The 16,861-nt window shown below is 63.9% G+C and carries 13 protein-coding genes; 9 read left to right on the top strand and 4 right to left on the bottom strand.

What is annotated here, in order from left to right; translation table 11 throughout:
* Positions 1–88 precede the first annotated feature (88 nt).
* On the top strand, positions 89–1,300 hold the full coding sequence (locus AWB82_RS03635) for a putative DNA modification/repair radical SAM protein (RefSeq protein ID WP_086965770.1): 1,212 nt from the start codon (positions 89–91) through the stop codon (positions 1,298–1,300).
* Complete coding sequence (locus tag AWB82_RS03630; RefSeq protein ID WP_086965769.1) at positions 1,300–2,718, top strand: UdgX family uracil-DNA binding protein; 1,419 nt, start codon at positions 1,300–1,302, stop codon at positions 2,716–2,718. The genes AWB82_RS03635 and AWB82_RS03630 overlap by 1 nt, the downstream gene beginning before the upstream one ends.
* Before the next feature lie 5 nt (positions 2,719–2,723).
* Here the strand turns inward: AWB82_RS03630 and AWB82_RS03625 are convergent, their stop codons facing one another.
* A complete protein-coding gene (locus tag AWB82_RS03625) occupies positions 2,724–3,512 on the bottom strand; it encodes an SDR family NAD(P)-dependent oxidoreductase (protein WP_086965768.1) in 789 nt (262 codons plus the stop codon).
* A 287-nt stretch (positions 3,513–3,799) separates the two neighbouring features.
* On the opposite strand from AWB82_RS03625, the gene AWB82_RS03620 reads away from it, so the two are divergent.
* From AWB82_RS03620 to AWB82_RS03605, 4 genes are all read left to right on the top strand, one after another.
* Positions 3,800–4,621, top strand: coding sequence for a DUF4410 domain-containing protein (locus AWB82_RS03620; RefSeq protein WP_200818029.1), 822 nt, complete (start codon positions 3,800–3,802; stop codon positions 4,619–4,621).
* Between the two features lie 77 nt (positions 4,622–4,698).
* Positions 4,699–5,982 carry a cardiolipin synthase gene (gene cls, locus AWB82_RS03615; protein ID WP_086965767.1) on the top strand — a complete coding sequence of 428 codons (1,284 nt, stop codon included), beginning with the start codon at positions 4,699–4,701 and terminating at the stop codon, positions 5,980–5,982.
* Positions 5,983–6,090: 108 nt separating this feature from the next.
* Entirely contained in the window at positions 6,091–8,160 is a 2,070-nt protein-coding gene (locus AWB82_RS03610; RefSeq protein ID WP_086965766.1) for a putative bifunctional diguanylate cyclase/phosphodiesterase, read from the top strand.
* Between the two features lie 50 nt (positions 8,161–8,210).
* Complete coding sequence (locus AWB82_RS03605; protein ID WP_327344014.1) at positions 8,211–10,202, top strand: tetratricopeptide repeat protein; 1,992 nt, start codon at positions 8,211–8,213, stop codon at positions 10,200–10,202.
* 49 nt (positions 10,203–10,251) lie between these two features.
* Here the strand turns inward: AWB82_RS03605 and AWB82_RS03600 are convergent, their stop codons facing one another.
* A complete protein-coding gene (locus AWB82_RS03600) occupies positions 10,252–11,793 on the bottom strand; it encodes a DHA2 family efflux MFS transporter permease subunit (protein ID WP_086965765.1) in 1,542 nt (513 codons plus the stop codon).
* 145 nt (positions 11,794–11,938) lie between these two features.
* Between AWB82_RS03600 and AWB82_RS03595 the strand changes: the two genes are divergently transcribed.
* Positions 11,939–12,382, top strand: a complete 444-nt coding sequence (locus tag AWB82_RS03595) for a MarR family winged helix-turn-helix transcriptional regulator (protein WP_086965764.1) — start codon at positions 11,939–11,941, stop codon at positions 12,380–12,382.
* 98 nt (positions 12,383–12,480) lie between these two features.
* Positions 12,481–12,768 (top strand): DUF4148 domain-containing protein, encoded by a 288-nt coding sequence (locus AWB82_RS03590; protein ID WP_086965763.1) that lies wholly within the window; start codon positions 12,481–12,483, stop codon positions 12,766–12,768.
* Positions 12,769–12,886: 118 nt separating this feature from the next.
* On the opposite strand, the gene AWB82_RS03585 is transcribed toward AWB82_RS03590, so the two are convergent.
* Together AWB82_RS03585 and AWB82_RS03580 are read right to left on the bottom strand one after the other, a co-directional pair.
* Complete coding sequence (locus tag AWB82_RS03585; RefSeq protein ID WP_086965762.1) at positions 12,887–13,771, bottom strand: EAL domain-containing protein; 885 nt, start codon at positions 13,769–13,771, stop codon at positions 12,887–12,889.
* A gap of 323 nt (positions 13,772–14,094) precedes the next feature.
* On the bottom strand, positions 14,095–15,216 hold the full coding sequence (locus AWB82_RS03580) for an ABC transporter ATP-binding protein (RefSeq protein ID WP_086965761.1): 1,122 nt from the start codon (positions 15,214–15,216) through the stop codon (positions 14,095–14,097).
* Positions 15,217–15,473: 257 nt separating this feature from the next.
* On the opposite strand from AWB82_RS03580, the gene AWB82_RS03575 reads away from it, so the two are divergent.
* The gene (locus AWB82_RS03575) at positions 15,474–16,844 is read left to right on the top strand and encodes an ABC transporter substrate-binding protein (RefSeq protein ID WP_086965760.1); all 1,371 of its coding nucleotides are present in this window, start codon (positions 15,474–15,476) and stop codon (positions 16,842–16,844) included.
* Positions 16,845–16,861: the final 17 nt, after the last annotated feature.

Here is a 16,861-nt window from a genome sequence, read left to right as displayed (position 1 = left end):
GCAGGCGCGAAGCGTGCGCCAGGCGTGGTTACGTTTGACTCCGCACTTCTCGTGACATACTGTATAAACATACAGTATCATAATCAAGATGGATCTCTCCGAAAAGCTCGAAATTCTCGCCGACGCCGCCAAGTACGACGCGTCATGCGCGAGCGGTGGCGCGCCCAAGCGCGAGTCGCGCGGCATCGACGGGCTCGGCGCGAGCACTGGCTCCGGCATCTGTCACAGCTTCACGCCCGACGGCCGCTGCGTCTCGCTGCTCAAGATTCTGTTGACCAACTTTTGTCTCTACGACTGCCGCTACTGCATCAACCGCCGTTCGAGCAACGTGCCGCGCGCACGCTTCACGCCCGAGGAAGTCGTCAGCCTCACGCTGGATTTTTACCGTCGCAATTACATCGACGGCCTCTTTCTCAGTTCCGGCGTGATTCGTTCATCGAACTACACGATGGAACAGCTCGTTCTCGTCGCGAAGACGCTGCGTGAGAAGCACGCGTTTCGCGGCTATATCCATCTGAAAACGATTCCCGATGCCGATCCCGAATTTATCGCGCAGGCGGGACGCTACGCGGATCGTCTGAGCGTGAACATCGAGTTGCCGACGGAGATCGGCCTCGAACGGCTCGCGCCCGAAAAAAGCGGCCGCACGATCAAGATGGCGATGGGCAATATTCGCGTTGCGCGCGAGGAATCGGAAGCGGAGCCGCGCGCGCCGAAGTTCGCGCCGGCGGGACAGAGCACGCAAATGATCGTCGGCGCGGACGAAACCGACGATCGCACGATTCTCGGCACTGCCGAAACGCTTTACGGCTCGTACCAGTTGAAGCGCGTCTATTACTCGGCGTTCAGCCCGATTCCGGACAGCCCTTCGGGCGTGCCGTCGAAGGCGCCGCCGCTGTTGCGCGAGCATCGGCTGTATCAGGCGGATTTTCTGATGCGCGGCTACGGTTTTGCTGCCGCCGAACTGCTGGGCGACGCCGGCAATCTTCCGCTCGACGTCGATCCCAAGCTTGCGTGGGCGCTCGCGCATCGCGAGTGTTTTCCCGTCGATCTGAACGCCGCGCCCGCGCGCACGATCGCGCGCGTGCCGGGCATCGGCATGCGCAACGCGAAGCGCATCGTGGCGTTGCGGCGCGAGCGGCGCGTGCGCTATCACGACCTCGTGCGGCTGCGCTGCGGCATGGACAAGGTGAAGCCGTTCGTCGTCACGGCGGATTACCGGCCGCCGCTCACCGAGGCGCCCTCCGAAAATCTGCGGCGCGCGCTCGCCACGGGTCCGGTGCAGCTTTCGCTGATCTGATGCACGTCATCGCCATCGACGACGAGTTCGACGCCTGGCGCGCCGCCGCGCTCGATGCGCTCGCGCAGAACCTCGCGCCCGAATCGATCGACTGGCGCACGTCGCAAGCGGAGCCGGCGTTGTTCAACGAAACGGCAGCATTGGCACCGCCGAAGGCAGCGGACGCGCCGCACATCCGCGTGTCGCGCGAACTCGCATCGCTCCTGAAAGACGCCGCGCATTTTCGCGACGCGCGCCGCTGGAGTTTTCTCTATCGCGTGCTGTGGCGTTGGGCGCAAGGCGACCGCTCGGTTGCATCGCCCGCCGATGAAGACGGCGCGCGCCTCTACAAGATGGCGAAGGCGGTGCGCCGCGCGCAGCACGACATGATCGCGTATGTGCGCTTCCGGCAGCGCGACGCGTCGCTCGGCGCGCCCGAATTCGTCGCTTGGTACGAGCCCGATCACGACGTGCTCGCATGGGGCGCGGAGCATTTCGCGGCGCGCATGGGACGCTCGACATGGCTCATCGCGACGCCCGACGGAGCGGCGATGTTCGACGGCGAGCGTCTGCGCCTGGAGCGCGGCCGGGCGCTCGCGTCCGATCATGCGAACGTCGCGCCGGATGCCGCCGAAGCGCTCTGGATGACCTACTACCGCAGCATCTTCAACCCGGCGCGCCTGAACGAATCCGCGCTCGAACAGCATATGCCGGTGCGCTTCTGGAAAGGACTGCCGGAAGGCGCGCTGATCCCGAAGCTCGTGAGCGATGCGCGCGGCGGCGCGCGACGCGTCGCGCAGGCCCAAAGTGTTGGCGCGCTCGGCGGCAAGGCGGTGCAGGTCGATGCACGCGAAGCGCAGCCCGAACGCGATGCGCCCACGTCGCTCGACACGTGCCGCCGCTGCGATCTGTGGCGCAATGCGACGCAAGCGGTGCGCGGCGCCGGTCCGTCCGATGCGCGCATCATGCTGCTCGGCGAACAGCCCGGCGATCAGGAGGATCTGAAGGGCGAGCCGTTCGTCGGACCGGCGGGGCAACTGCTTCAGGACGCGATGCAACGTGCCGGCGTGGCGCGCGAGCAGGTCTATCTGACCAACGCGGTGAAGCATTTCAAATGGGAGCCGCGCGGCAAGCGGCGTCTGCACAAGACGCCCGCGCAACAGGAAGTCGAAGCGTGTTCCTACTGGCTCGAACAGGAACTGCACGACGTCGGCGCGAAGGTGATCGTCACGCTCGGCGCGACGGCGCTGGCTGCGCTTTTGGGGCGACGCGCGACGCTCTCGGCGCATGTCGGGCGCGTCGTGCCGTATCTGGACAAGCTGGTCGTCGCGACGTATCACCCGTCGTATGCGCTGCGCCAGAACGACGAAGCCGCGCGCGAGCGAACCGTCGCGGCTATCGTCGCGGCGCTCGAACTCGCGTCGTCGCTAAAGGCGTAGCGCGCTCAGAACGCCGCGCGCACGACGCCGCCGTCCGCGCGCAACGCCGCGCCGTTGGTCGCGGAGGAAAGCTCCGAGCACACATATGCCACCATGCTGCCGATTTCCTCGGGCGTGATGAAGCGCTTGAGAATCGACGTCGGCCGCGCTTCCTCGAAGAACTGCTTCTCGAATTCGTGAAAGCTCTTGCCGCCCGAAAGCTTCTCGACGAACTCGGTGACGCCTTCCGAACTCGTCGGCCCCGGCAGCACCGAATTGACCGTCACGCCCGTGCCCGCGCAGCTTTCCGCGAGGCCGCGCGCGAGCGAAATCTGCGCCGATTTCGTCACGCCGTAATGAATCATCTCGACGGGAATCTGAATGCCGCTCTCGCTGCTGATGAACACGACGCGGCCCCAGTTCTTCTCCTTCATCTTCGGCAGATACGCGCGCGACAGCCGCACGCCCGACATCACGTTGGTGTTGAAAAAGCGCAGCCATTCGGCATCGGGAATCTCCTCGAACGGCTTCGGATCGAAGATGCCCATGTTGTTCACGAGAATGTCGACGTCCGGGAAGCGTTTCACGAGTTCGTCGACTTGCGCCGCGTCCGAGACGTCGCCGGCGAAGCCTTCGCCCTGCGCGTTGGGCACCAGTTCGCGCAGCTTCGCGAGCGCCGCATCGACGGACGCCTGCGAGCGGCCATTGACGATCACGCGCGCGCCTTCACGCGCGAGCGCCACGGCGATGGCATGACCGATGCCCTTGGTCGATCCGGACACCAGCGCGAGCTTGTTGGCGATCTTCAGATCCATGTCTGCTCCTTCGAACGAGATTGTGGTGTGCGCCGATGCCTGTTCCACGACGCGTCCCGGGCATGTTATCCAGAAGCGCCGCGGTTTGCTGAAGCGCCGTCCCACGGACCCGCGACGCCCGTGAAACCGCGCGACATAAATGCTCGATGGCCTGCGCCGCGGCCTTCGTTCATAGTTGCGCCCAGCGTGAAACGAAACAAACGCAGCAACGAGAACCGAGAGCCGTATCACGCATCAACGAATCCATCCATTCACGATTCCCGGCGCGGCCGGTACGGAGGTGCAACATGTCCAACTCGATCAAATTCTCGTCGCTCGATACGGTCTTCAAGAAGGTGCGCGGCGTGGCGCTCGCCGGATTGGTCGTCGGCACGGCGCTGTTCGCCGGCTGCGCGAGCAATCCCGCACAAGCGTCGAGTCAATACGGCCAGAACGGCGGCCAACTCGCCGGCCAACTCGCCGGCCAATATACGCAGACCGTCGCCGCGCGCCCGGACACGATCTACGTCTACGCATTCGCCAGCGACGCAAGCGACGTCAAGCTCGACAATCACGGCCTGATCTCGAAGATCGGCTCCGCGATGTCCGGCGACTCGCAGACGCAGAAGCAGGCGCAGGACGCCGTCGCGGCGCGCGAGGAAGTCGCGAACGAAATCGTCGCCAAGCTCCAGTCGATGGGTCTGCCCGCGATCCGCGCCGACGCGCCGCCGCCGCAAGACCAGAACGTGCTCGTCGTGGAGGGCAGCATCGGTACGATCGACGCGGGCAATCGCCGCCGCCGCATGGTGATCGGCCTCGGCGCGGGCGAAAGCAAAGTCGGCGCGACCGTGCAACTTGTCTTGAAGCCCGCGCACGGCGCGCCGCAATTGCTCGAACAGTTCGACGCGAAAGCCGACAGCGGCCACGCGCCGGGCGTCGCGGAAACGGCGGGCGTGGGGGCGGCGGTGGGACATGTCGCGAGTTCGCTCGCGCTGTCGGGCGGGCTGCACGCCGTTTCGGAAACGAAGCACGCGGGTGTGTCGTCCGATGAAAAGCGCCTCGGCGACACCATCGCCAAGCAGATCGCCAAGCTCGGCCAGGAGCAGGGCTGGATGCCGGCGAAAAGCTGAACGAAGACGGCTGAATCGCGGTCCGGAACCTGCTTACAGTAAGATTCCGGACGAATGTTCGCTTTGCGAGGCCGCGCATGCCGACGATTGCCCTGATTGTGCTGATTATTGTTCTAACGATTGTCGCGACCCTCGTCGTTGTGCTGGTAATCGCGAATCTGACGAGCGGCGAAAAGAAGATCGAGCACAAGATCGAACGGCTGTACGCAAGCGACGATCCGCAGTTCGTGCGATCGATGGGCTTGCTGCTCGGGCCGCCCGTCATCGGCGGCAACCGCTTCGAGGTGCTCGTGAACGGCGACGAGATCTTTCCGTCGATGCTCGAAGGCATCCGCTCGGCGCGGAAGACGATCACTTTCGAGACCTTCATTTACTGGTCGGGCGCGATCGGCGAGGACTTCGCGCAGGCGCTCTCCGAGAAAGCGCGCGCGGGCGTTTCGGTGCATGTGCTGCTCGACTGGGTCGGCTCGTCGAAGATGGACAAGCGCTATCTGCGCATGCTGCGCGACGCGGGCGCGGAAGTCATCCTGTATCACAAGCCGCACTGGACCGGGCTCGGGCGCATGAACGATCGCACGCACCGCAAGCTGCTCGTGATCGACGGGCGCATCGGCTTCACGGGCGGCGTGGGCATCGCCGAGGAATGGACCGGGCGCGCGCAGGACGAGAAGCACTGGCGCGACACGCATTTTCGCGTGGAAGGCCCGGCGGTCGGGCAGATGCAGGCCGTGTTCATGGACAACTGGATCAAGACGACGGGCAACGTGTTGCACGGCCCGCGCTACTTTCCGGACATCGAGGACGCGGGCGACGGCTGCGCGCACATGTTCAGCAGTTCGCCGTCGGGCGGCAGCGACGACATGCAGTTGATGTACCTCATGGCGATCACCGCCGCGACGAGTTCCATCCACTTGTCGAGCGCGTACTTCGTGCCGGACAAGCTGACGATCAACGCGATCGTGGAGGCGGCCAGGCGCGGCGTGCGGGTGCGCATCATCACGCCGGGCAAGCGCATCGACACGCATACGGTGCGCGAGGCGTCGCGCGCGTGCTGGGGCGACCTGCTCGCGGCGGGCGTCGAAATTTTCGAATATCAGCCGACGATGTTCCACTGCAAGCTGATCGTCGTCGACGAATATCTGGTGTCGGTCGGCTCGACCAATTTCGACAGCCGCTCCTTCAAGCTGAACGACGAAGCCAATCTGAATATCTACGACCGCGACTTCGCGCGCCAGCAGACGGCGATTTTCGACGACGACGTCACCCACGCGAAACGCATCACGCTCGATGACTGGCGCCGTCGTCCGCTCTTCGAAAAGCTGCTGGAGCGCGTGGTCGCGCTGCTCGATTCGCAGCTTTGAGATTGGCGCGCCGCGCGTGGCGAATATTTCGCATCCCGTGCCTAAAGATCGACTGTAGTAAGCCGATAAGACGCTCACGCTAACGAGTCTCCTCCGGTATACGGCATCATGCACGGCACCTATAACTTCTGGCTGGTCGCGGCATCGCTCGTGGTCGCGACGCTCGCCTCCTATACCGCGCTCGATATTTCGGGCCGGCTCGCGTCGCTCACGCAGTCGCGCACGCGGCACGTCTGGCTCGCGGGCGGCGCGGCGTCGATGGGCATCGGCATCTGGTCGATGCATTTCATCGGCGTGCTCGCTTTCGAATTGCCGATTCCGCTCGGCTACGACTTGAAAATCACCGCCGGGTCGCTCGGCATCGCGGTGCTCGTGTCGTTTTTCGCGCTCCTCGTCATCACGAGCAGGCGTCTCACGGCGAAGCGGCTCGTCGCGAGCAGCGTGCTGATGGGCGCGGGCATCGCGGCGATGCACTACACCGGCGACGCCGCGATGCGCATGCTCCCTGCAATCGAGTACGATCCGCGCCTGTTCGCGGCGTCGATCGCGATCGCGGTGGTCGCGTCGGGCGCGGCGCTGTGGATCGCGCACACGCTATCGGACGCGAATCAGACGAACGTGCTCGCGAAGCGCGCGGGCTCGGCGCTGGTGATGGGCATCGCGATCACCGGCATGCACTACACGGGCAACGCGGCGGCCGAATTTCTGCCGGGCTCGATCTGCGGCGCGGCCAACGATGTCGATGCGCACTGGCTCGCGACCACTATCGTGCTGTTCACGCTGGCCATCCTGATCATCACGCTCGTGCTCTCGCGCTTCGACGCGCGCACGGCGCTGCTCGCCGGTTCGGTGTCGCGCCTGAACGGGCAGATCGTGCGCATGGCGACCTTCGATACGCTCACCGACCTGCCGAACCGCCGCACGATGAACGAGCGCATCGATCGTGCGATCAGAAACGCGCGGCGCGACGGCAGCCGCTTCGCGATTCTTTTCATGGACCTCGACGGCTTCAAGACGATCAACGATTCGCTCGGCCACACCGTCGGCGACGAGGTGCTGAAGGCCTTCTCGCGATGCCTGCAGGATTGCGTGCGCGGCGGCGATACGGTGGCGCGGCTGGGCGGCGACGAGTTCGTCGTGATGCTCGAAAACCTGCACGCGCCGACCGACGCCGAGAAGATGGCCGAACGCATTCTCGACGCGATGAAAAAAGGCCTCGTCGTCGGGAATCATCCGTTGCAGGTGATGGCGAGCATCGGCATTGCGTTGTATCCGCAGGACGGCGACAGCGTCGAGTCGCTGCTCAAGCACGCGGACGTCGCGATGTACGAGGCGAAGCGCGGCGGGCGCAGCACGTATCGCTTCTTCGAGGCGAGCATGAACGAGGCGGCAGTGCGCACTTTGCAGATTCAGCAGGCGCTGCACGAGGCGCTGAACGGCGGCCACTTCTATCTGCTATTCCAGCCGAAGTTTCGCGGCACGAGCGGCGAGCTGGCGGGCGCGGAGGCGCTGATCCGGCTCGATCATCCGGAGATCGGCACGCTCACGCCGCTCGAATTCATCCCGATCGCGGAGCGTTCCGGGCAGATTGTGCAGATCGGCTACTGGGTCGTGCGGGAGGCTTGCAGGCACATGGCGCAGTGGCGCGCCGAGGGGCGTGAGCAGGTGAAGGTGGCGATCAACCTGTCGCCGCGGCAGATGCACGAGGCGGATCTCGTCGCGAACATCATGACGATCGTGCGCGACGAAGGCGTGCAGAGCGAGCAGATCATGTTCGAGATTACCGAGTCGGTGGCGATGCAGGACGCGCCGCGCACCATCGAGATGATTCGCGCGTTCCAGGAGAGCGGTTTCGAGATCGCGATCGACGATTTCGGCACGGGCTATTCGAGTCTCGCGTATTTGCAGCGTTTTCGCGCGAAGCAACTGAAGATCGACCGGTTCTTTACGAATGGGCTCGACGAAAACGGGCAGGAAGGGCGCGCGATCGTATCGGCGATCATCGCGCTCGCGCATTCGCTCGATATGGATGTGGTCGCGGAAGGCGTCGAGACCGGCTCGCAGCTCGACCGGCTGCAGGACATGATGTGCGACGAGATGCAGGGTTTCTTGCTGGCGATGCCGCTCTCCGCCAATGAGTTCGGAACGATGCTGCAAACGCGCGAGGTCAGCGTGTAGCGAGGCGGCGCAGTGTCACACGGAGGGAGACACTTTTCGACAAATGATCGATGGACGACGTTGATAATCGGCATCCCGAATTAGCGTATTTGTCCTTTTTCATGCCTCTCTTTGATCGTTCACTCGAATCACATATCGCTGGGCGGTTAAACGAAGCCGAAGCAGGCTATCGCTCAGTGCTCGCTCAAAATCCTCGTCATGCCGACGCATTGCATTTGCTCGGTCTGATTCTCCGAGACCACGGCGTGCTGACGGAAGCCGAAAGCTCGATCCGTCAGGCGATCGCCGTCGATGAACAGGCGCGTTTCGTCGGCAGTCTCGGCAGCGTGCTGCTGGACGAAGGTTGCACGGTCGAGGCCGAAGCGATGTTCCGGCGGGCGATTGAACTCGATGCGCGCGCTCCGGCCGCGTACTACAACCTCGCGGTGCTGCTGCTCGACGCCACGCGCGCCGGGGAAGCCGAAGCCGCGCTTCGCCAGGTATTCGCTCTCGACGCACGCTTTCCCGGCGCACACCGCAATGCGGGCCGGGCGATGTTCATGCTCGCGCGCCTCGACGAAGCCGAGGCGTTCTTTCGCGGCGCACTCGAACGCGATTCGGCGGATGCGCGCGCGATGTCGGGTCTTGCGGCGGTGCTCGCGCACGAAGAGCGTCTGGACGACGCGAAAGCCGCGTGCGAAGCGGCCATCCGGATGGCTCCGCACTTCTTCGACGCGCATCTGAATCTCGGCGCGGTGCTGCTCAGACTCGATCGTCTGGACGAAGCCGAGGCGGTGTTGCGCCACGCGCTGAGTCTCGACGGCCAGCAGGCGAGCGGGCACTTCAACCTCGGCACCGTGTTGATGGGCGCGAACCGCTCCGAGGAGGCGCAGGCGTCGTTGCAGCGCGCCCTCGAACTCGATCCGTCATACGTCGAAGCGTGGCTCAACCTCGGCCGCGTGCTGGAAGGCTTGCAGCGCCTGGACGACGCCGAGTCGGCGTATCGGAGCGGTTTGGCGGCGCGGCCCGCCGATCCCGACCTGCAGGCGAATCTCGCGCTCGTGTTGCTCGCCAAGGGGCAATTCGCCGAAGGCTGGAGGCTTTACGAATCGCGCTTCGCCGCGCGTCATGGAGGGCCGCTGGCCTGGGATTCGGGCTTCGCCTCTCCCCAATGGCGGGGCGAAGCGCTTCGTGGCAAGTCGCTCGTCGTGGTGGCGGAGCAGGGATTCGGGGACACGCTGCAATTCTGCCGCTATCTCCCGTTGCTGAAAGCGAAGGGCCTGAAGCATCTGACCGTGGTCTGCGAGCGTCCGCTCTCGCGGCTGATCGAGGAAATCGAGGAAGTCGACGCCTGCATCACGAGGGCGGACGCGAGCGGCCTGCGCGCGCACGATTATTGGTGCTTCATGATGAGCCTGCCGTTGCGTTTCAACACGGCGCTCGACTCGATTCCTGCTCTCGTGCCGTATCTGCGCGCGCCCGACGGTCTCGCCGATGCGTGGAAAACGCGCTTGCCCGGCGCATCGCCGAAGGTGGGCCTCGTCTGGGCGGGCGAGCGGCGGCGGGACATCAAGAACGCCGACGCGGTCGACAAGCGGCGCTCGATCCACGCACGCCAGTTCCTGCCGCTGTTGCAGGTTCCGGGCGTGAGCTTCGTCAGCCTGCAACTGGGCGCGACGACCCGGCCTCAGATCGAGGCGATTCCCGCCGAAATCCGTCCCTTCGACCCGATGAGCGACGTGACCGATTTCGCCGATACCGCCGCGATCATCGAAAATCTCGATCTCGTGATCGCCGTGGATACGTCCACCGCGCATCTGGCGGGCGCGCTGAACAAGCCGGTGTGGATGCTTTCGCGCTTCGACCAGTGCTGGCGATGGATGACCGAACGTGACGACACCCCGTGGTATCCGTCGATGCGGCTCTTCCGTCAGACCGAGCCGGGCGAATGGGAAAGCGTGATCGCGCGCGCGGCACACGAGTTGAGGGCGTTCGTCGAGTCCGCGACGAAGCTGGATCGCGCAACGGCTGCCAGGCGTCCCGCCCGCAAGAGTCGCAAGTAAGCCGGGGCGGGCGACGGCGCGGCGCTCGTGTTCATCACGGTCGCCGCGCTCAATCCATCGCCGCGTGCGCCACCGATTCCCCGGCGGCTGACTTGCCCGCAGGCCGGATCAGCAGCAATAGCGGCACCACCAGCAGCGTCGCGACGAACATCAGCTTGAAGTCGTTGAGATACGCGATCATCGAGGCCTGCTGCGTGATCGTCTGATTCAGCATCGCCATGTCCTGCATCGAGCCGCTGGACAGAAGCGACTGCATCGCCGGGTTGAATGGCGTCGCCTGCGCGGCGAGGTCCGCGTGGGCGACCTGCGTGTTGCGCGTCATCAGCGTCTGCACGATCGAAATGCCGATACTGCTGCCGATATTGCGCATGAGGCTGTAGGTGGCGGTGCCATCGGCGCGCAGCTCGGACGTGAGCGTCGAAAAGGTCAGCGCCGACAGCGGCACGAAGACGAGTCCCAGCCCGAAGCCCTGAATCACGCCCGGCCACACGATATCCGATGCCGACAGCACGATCGTGTACTGCATCATCTGCCAGAGCGCGAACGCCGAAATCAGGAACCCCGACAGCAACAGCAGACGCGCATCGATGTGCTTCAAAAGGCGTCCCGCGACGAGCATCGCGATCATCGTGCCCGCGCCGCTCGGCGCCGTGACGAGGCCCGTCGTCGCGACGGGATAGTTCATCAGGTTCTGCAGCATCGGCGGCAACAGCGCGCGCGTCGCGTACATCACCGCGCCGATCACGAAGATAAAGCACGTGCCGGTCGCGAAGTTGCGATCCTTCAGCAACTGATATTTGAAGAACGAGCGCGTGCCAGCGGTCGCCGTATGCGCGATGAAGAAGACGAAACTCAGCACCGCGAGAATCGCCTCGATGCGGATTTCCATCGAACCGAACCAGTCGAGTTGCTCGCCGCGATCGAGCATCGCCTGGAACGCGCCGATTGCGAGACCGAGCGTCGCGAAGCCGAACGCATCGAACTTCACGGCGCGCCGCGCGGCCTGCGCCGGCAGGAACGTCGATACGCCGAAGAGCGCGAACGCGCCGATCGGCACGTTGATGAAAAACACCCAGCGCCAGTTGTAGCTGTCGGTGAGCCAGCCGCCGAGCGTCGGCCCGAGAATCGGCCCGACCATCACGCCCATGCCCCAGACGGCCATCGCCTGGCCCTGTTTCTCGCGCGGATTGATGTCGAGCAGGATCGATTGCGACAACGGCACGAGCGATGCCCCGAACACGCCCTGCAACAGCCGCGACGCGACGATCTGCGTGAGCGTCTCCGACAGGCCGCAAAACGCCGACGCCACGGTGAAGCCCGCAATCGAAACGCACAGGAGCTTCTTCACGCTCAACCGGTCGGAAAGCCAGCCGGTGAGCGGCGTCGCGATCGCCGCCGCGACGATATAAGAGGTCAACACCCACGTAATTTCGTCCTGCGAGGCCGACAGCGTGCCCTGCATATGCGGCAGCGCGACGTTCGCGATGGTGCTGTCGAGCGTCTGGATCAGCGTGGCGAGCATGATCGATACGGTCAGCATGCCGCGGTTCAGGGGCGCCGCGGCGCTTTCCGGGAAGGCTTCGGAGGACATGGAGATTGCCGCGAGGCAGCGGCTTTTATGAGTTAGTTGATAATAAGCAGGCTTATTATAGGGTGGCCGCGATGCCGCGCAATACGGTCGACTACCGGGTGCGCACGAGGTGCGCGCATCGAAAGCCGTTACCTATAATCGCGCGATGGAAACTCAACTCGATAAACGCTTCGGCTTTCTGGTCGCGGACGTGGACCGCCTGTGCGGCAACCGTTTCGACGTGCTGGCCAAGTCGTCGCTCAATCTCACGCGCGCGCAATGCCGCGTGCTCGCGTATCTCTCGCACTACGGCGAGGTGAATCAGGCGCGGCTCGCCGGGCTGCTGGAAGTCGCGCCTATTTCCGCCGGCCGGTTGCTCGACCGCATGGAAGAGGGCGGCTGGATCGAGCGCCGGCTGAATCCCGACGACCGTCGCGAGCGTCAGTTGCGCATGACCGCGAAGGCCGAGAAGGCGCTCGACCGCGCGCGGCACGTCGGCGACGAGATCACGGCGGAGGCGCTCGCGGGCTTCAGCCGCCAGGAAAGCGAGCAGCTGATCGCGCTCTTGCAACGCGTGCGCGGGAATCTGAGCCGGATCGTCGACCGGTGACGGTTTTTGCGGCCGCGCCGCATGTGGACCGCGGATTGCTAACGCGAACCCGCAAGCGTCGTTGGCGACTGTCGCCATCCATCCGGAGAAGATCGATCATGAACACACGCATCGCACCGCTGGCCGTCATTGCCCTGTCCGTTGCCGCTTTCGTCGCGGCGCCCGTCGCGCAGGCGCAGGATACGGCCGCATCCACGCCGAAACAGATCAAGAAGGCGCAGAGCAAGGAAGCGCGCGCGAAGAAGAACGCCGAGCTGAAGCAACTGGAGCAGAACGGCTATAACCCCGCTGGCGAGCAGACGAACTATCCGCAAAATCTGCAGAACGCGCAGTCGAAGATCAACGCGCAGAAGGCGGGCAAGCCGGCGCCGGCATCGACGCCGTGATGGGTGGGTTGAGCGTTGCCGCCCGGAGCGCTTGTCACGGGCGTCGGGCAAGTGAGGGCCGCTACGCGGAAAAAAGCCGGCGCATCAATGCGCCGGCGTAGTCCGCGCTTCGAATTCGTCAGGCCGCATCGGCAAGCCTGATGGCTCGTGGCCCTTCGCGCCGCGCCGCCCTGGCTTGCGTCGCCGGCCGTCTCAACAGCGCGCCGGGCACATTGTCCATGCCGAACGCGGGCCGCGCCAGAAAGAAGCCCTGCGCGAGCACGTGCGGCCATTGCGCGATCCACTGCGCCTGCGCGGCCGTCTCCACGCCTTCGATGACGATCGCCACCTTCAGCCGCGTGAGAAGCGCGAGGACCGACGAAAACACCAGGCACGCGTTCGGGCAGCTCGGTGCTTCGGCGAGCAGTTCCTTCGCGATCTTCACCGTCCCGAAGTCGATCGGCCCGAGGGCGGCCAGACACGAATAGCCGGTGCCGAAATCGTCCATTGCAACGCTTACGCCCTTGTTCCTTAGACGTCGCACGACTTTGCGTATCGACGGCATGCGCGCGAGATCCTCGCTCTCCAGTAGTTCGAGTTCGATGCAATCGGGCGTGATGCCGTGCGCGAAGCAAATCGACTCCATCCGTTCGGTGAAGCCGGGCAGCGCTGCAACGGAGGGCGGTACGTTCACCGCGACCGAATAATCCGCGCCGCCGCTTGCGCGCCATGCGCCGATTTCGAACGCGACCGCGTCCAGCACGAACCACGTGAGTTCGCGCTTGATGTCGGCGTCCTCGAACGCCTCCATGAATGCGCCTGGCAGCAAGACGCCGAATTCCGGATGACGCCAGCGAATCAGCACTTCCATCTGCGCGAGTTCGCCGCTGTCGACTCGGTAGATTCCCTGATAGGCGATGCAGAATTCTCCAGCCTGGAGGCCGTCGAGTATGCGATGCCTGAATGCATGATCTGACTTCGGCGCGGCTTTCGCGACAGGCGAGCCGTGTGTCGTTCCTTTCATGCTCTAGCCATCCCTCAGTTGGTCGTGGAAGCGGTCGCACGAGTCGTGCCCGACGTGACGTCCGTGCGCCATTTGAAGCACGTCAGTTCAGTTTCGGTCTGCGGGCCAACGTTTGCGGGCTCGAACCGATGAGGCGTTAGGGGCTATGTGGGTTGGCGCACACAAGGCAAGGTCGCATCGAGCGCATCGGCAAGTCGTTTGAAGTTTTGTACTGCGCGATGCCGGAACATTTGTAATCCCGACTAGTGTCGATGCGTCGAACGAACGGCGGCCACGCACCAAGAAGGGATGCGCACGGCTTCCTCAGAACACGAACTCGCTCGTCAGGCGGTCGCGGTCTCGGCTATAGGCCGCATGCGTTCGAGCGCGCTGCCATCTTCGCGAAACAGATGCACATGGCGAATGCTGAAGCCCGCGTTCAGGCGCTGTCCCTCGACGGCCGTCGATTCGCCCGAGCCCTTCACCTGAATCACGAGTTCGTTCGGCAGACGCACATGCAGCAGCGTCTCGCCGCCGAGATGTTCGATCACCATGACCTCGCCCGCGAGACCGCTGTCGATATCGCCGCCGCCCGATTCGACGAAATGCTCGGGCCGGATGCCGAGCGTGAGCGTCTCGCCCGCCTGCACCGAGGAAGCCGCGAACGGCAGCGTGAGCGCCGCGCCGCCAGGCAATTCGATGGTCACGCCCGCGGCATCGACGCGCGTCACGCGCACATCCATGAAGTTCATTTTCGGCGAGCCGATGAAGCCCGCGACGAAGCGATTGCGCGGCGTGCGATACAACTCAAGCGGCGAGCCGATCTGCTCGACGCTTCCGTGATTCAGCACGACGATACGATCGGCCATCGTCATGGCTTCGGTCTGGTCGTGCGTGACGTAGATCATCGTCGCGTTGAGTTGCTTGTGCAGCTTGATGAGCTCCAGACGCATCTGCACGCGCAGCGCGGCGTCGAGATTGGAGAGCGGCTCGTCGAAGAGAAACACCTTCGGTTCGCGCACGATGGATCGGCCGATGGCGACGCGCTGACGCTGCCCGCCCGATAGCGCGCGCGGACGCCGTTCGAGCAACTGACCGATCTGCAGAATCTCGGCCGCGCGATGCACGCGCTCCTTGATCTGCGCTTCAGGCAACTTGAGCATGCGCAGTCCGAACGCAATGTTTTCGTACACCGACATGTGCGGATAGAGCGCATACGACTGAAACACCATCGCGACGCCGCGTTGCGATGGTTCGAGGTCGGTGACGTCCTCGCCGCCGATCAGCACTTGCCCCGAGTCGCAGCGTTCGAGTCCGGCGATGCTGCGCAGCAAGGTGGATTTTCCGCATCCCGATGGACCGACGAAAACCATGAACTCGCGATCGGTCACTTCGATGTCGACGCCCTTCAATACGTCGACACCGGCAAAGGACTTGCGGATTTGCTGCAGATGGACTGCGCTCATACGTTGTCTCCCGTTTGCTGCTGCGGCAGCGCAGCATCGGATGCATCGTCGAATTTGTGCTTGACAAGCTGTTCGGGCCAAAATATACAATTGTAAAACCGAAATTACAAGTGAAACGACACGCGGGATGCGAAGCGCGCGAGCGCCTCGTGACAGCGTGAGTTCACATCTTCGACAGCAGGAAGAAACGCAACGGAATCGACGAAAGAACCGCACCCGCAAGCCATATCCGCTCGAAAAAAACCAAGGAGACAGGCATGAAGAAGCGCTTCATTCCGGCCATGCAAGCCGGCCCGATCAAACACGTCGCGGCAGTCGCGCTCCTGGCGGCCAGCGCGGCGTTCGCCGCATCGAACGCGCAGGCCTGGACTGTGAAGGAAGCGGCACAGCCGTACTCGGGCACGACGATCAAGGCCATCTTTCTCGATCGTCCCGGCTACAAGGCCGCGCAACAACTCATTCCGCAGTTCGAGAAGGAGACGGGCATCAAGGTGCGCTGGGAAGTGATTCCCTACGAGAACACGCGCGAGAAAGAAGTCCTCAACTTCGTGGGCGGCGGCGATCAAGACATCGTGCTCGTGGACGTCGTGTGGATCGGCGAATTCGCGAGCAACAAGTGGCTCGTGCCGATCAAGAAGTTCACCGACGATCCAAAACTCGCGGACCCGAATCTCAACCTCAAAGGCTTCTTTCCGATCCTGCTCGATTCGTTCGGCTCGTGGGACAAGGTCACATACGGCCTGCCGTTCGATAACTACTCGGGCCTGATGTTCTACAACAAATGCATGTTGAAGGACGCGGGCTTCGACGAGCCGCCGAAGACCTGGGACGACCTGCTCAACACCTATGCGCCGAAGCTCACGAAGGGCGACAAGTTCGCGTTCGCGCTGCAATCGCGGCGCGGCGAAACGCAATCGGCGGATAGCTTCATGCGCGTGCTGTGGCCGAATGGCGGTTCGCTGCTCGATGCGAAATTCAAGTCGAACCTGATGTCGCCACAATCGCAGGCGGGGCTCGAATATCGGCAGAAGCTGATGAAGTTCATGCCGCCGGGCATCGTCGATTTCGATCACGCCGAAGCGGTGAACGCGCTTGCGCAAGGGCAAGTAGCGATGATCACCGAATGGTCCGCGTTCTATCCGACGCTCACTGATCCGAGCAAGTCGAAGATCGGCAACTGTCTCGCGATCACGACCGAACCGAAAGGGCCGGCCGGGTTGAAGCCCGCGCTCGGCGGCTTCTCGCTGGCGGTGAACGCGAAGTCCAATGCGAAGAAGCAGGCCGCGTCGTGGCTCTTCATTCAGTGGATCACGTCCGAAGCCATGGCGAAGCCTTATCTCGAAGCGGGCGGCGTGCCGGCGCGCATGGCCATCTATCAGGACAAGGCCGTGCAGGACAAGTATCCGTTCGTGAAGCCGATGGTCGAATCGTGGCAGGGCGGCGTGCCGGATTATCGTCCGCGCTTCCCGGAGTGGCCGGCGATCTCGGAGGTCATCGGCGAATGGGGCAGCAAAATGATGCTCGGCCAGGTGACGGTGAAGGAGGGCGCGCAGACCATCGGTCAGAAGACCGAGGACATCCTGAAGAAAGCGGGTTATTACGACGGCAAGAAGCCTTTGCTGAAGTAATTTCGTTCAAGGAACCG

The organism is Caballeronia glebae (genome assembly GCF_001545035.1).
Lineage (GTDB): Bacteria > Pseudomonadota > Gammaproteobacteria > Burkholderiales > Burkholderiaceae > Caballeronia > Caballeronia glebae.
This window is presented reverse-complemented; position numbering and strand designations above follow the sequence as displayed.

What these genes read in the sequence shown, in the direction of transcription:
- AWB82_RS03635 (WP_086965770.1), top strand. Translation starts at nt 89, where the DNA reads ATGGATCTCTCCGAAAAGCTCGAAATTCTCGCCGACGCCGCCAAGTAC.
- AWB82_RS03630 (WP_086965769.1), top strand. Translation starts at nt 1,300, where the DNA reads ATGCACGTCATCGCCATCGACGACGAGTTCGACGCCTGGCGCGCCGCC.
- AWB82_RS03625 (WP_086965768.1), bottom strand. Translation starts at nt 3,512, where the DNA reads ATGGATCTGAAGATCGCCAACAAGCTCGCGCTGGTGTCCGGATCGACC.
- AWB82_RS03620 (WP_200818029.1), top strand. Translation starts at nt 3,800, where the DNA reads ATGTCCAACTCGATCAAATTCTCGTCGCTCGATACGGTCTTCAAGAAG.
- cls (WP_086965767.1), top strand. Translation starts at nt 4,699, where the DNA reads ATGCCGACGATTGCCCTGATTGTGCTGATTATTGTTCTAACGATTGTC.
- AWB82_RS03610 (WP_086965766.1), top strand. Translation starts at nt 6,091, where the DNA reads ATGCACGGCACCTATAACTTCTGGCTGGTCGCGGCATCGCTCGTGGTC.
- AWB82_RS03605 (WP_327344014.1), top strand. Translation starts at nt 8,211, where the DNA reads ATGGACGACGTTGATAATCGGCATCCCGAATTAGCGTATTTGTCCTTT.
- AWB82_RS03600 (WP_086965765.1), bottom strand. Translation starts at nt 11,793, where the DNA reads ATGTCCTCCGAAGCCTTCCCGGAAAGCGCCGCGGCGCCCCTGAACCGC.
- AWB82_RS03595 (WP_086965764.1), top strand. Translation starts at nt 11,939, where the DNA reads ATGGAAACTCAACTCGATAAACGCTTCGGCTTTCTGGTCGCGGACGTG.
- AWB82_RS03590 (WP_086965763.1), top strand. Translation starts at nt 12,481, where the DNA reads ATGAACACACGCATCGCACCGCTGGCCGTCATTGCCCTGTCCGTTGCC.
- AWB82_RS03585 (WP_086965762.1), bottom strand. Translation starts at nt 13,771, where the DNA reads ATGAAAGGAACGACACACGGCTCGCCTGTCGCGAAAGCCGCGCCGAAG.
- AWB82_RS03580 (WP_086965761.1), bottom strand. Translation starts at nt 15,216, where the DNA reads ATGAGCGCAGTCCATCTGCAGCAAATCCGCAAGTCCTTTGCCGGTGTC.
- AWB82_RS03575 (WP_086965760.1), top strand. Translation starts at nt 15,474, where the DNA reads ATGAAGAAGCGCTTCATTCCGGCCATGCAAGCCGGCCCGATCAAACAC.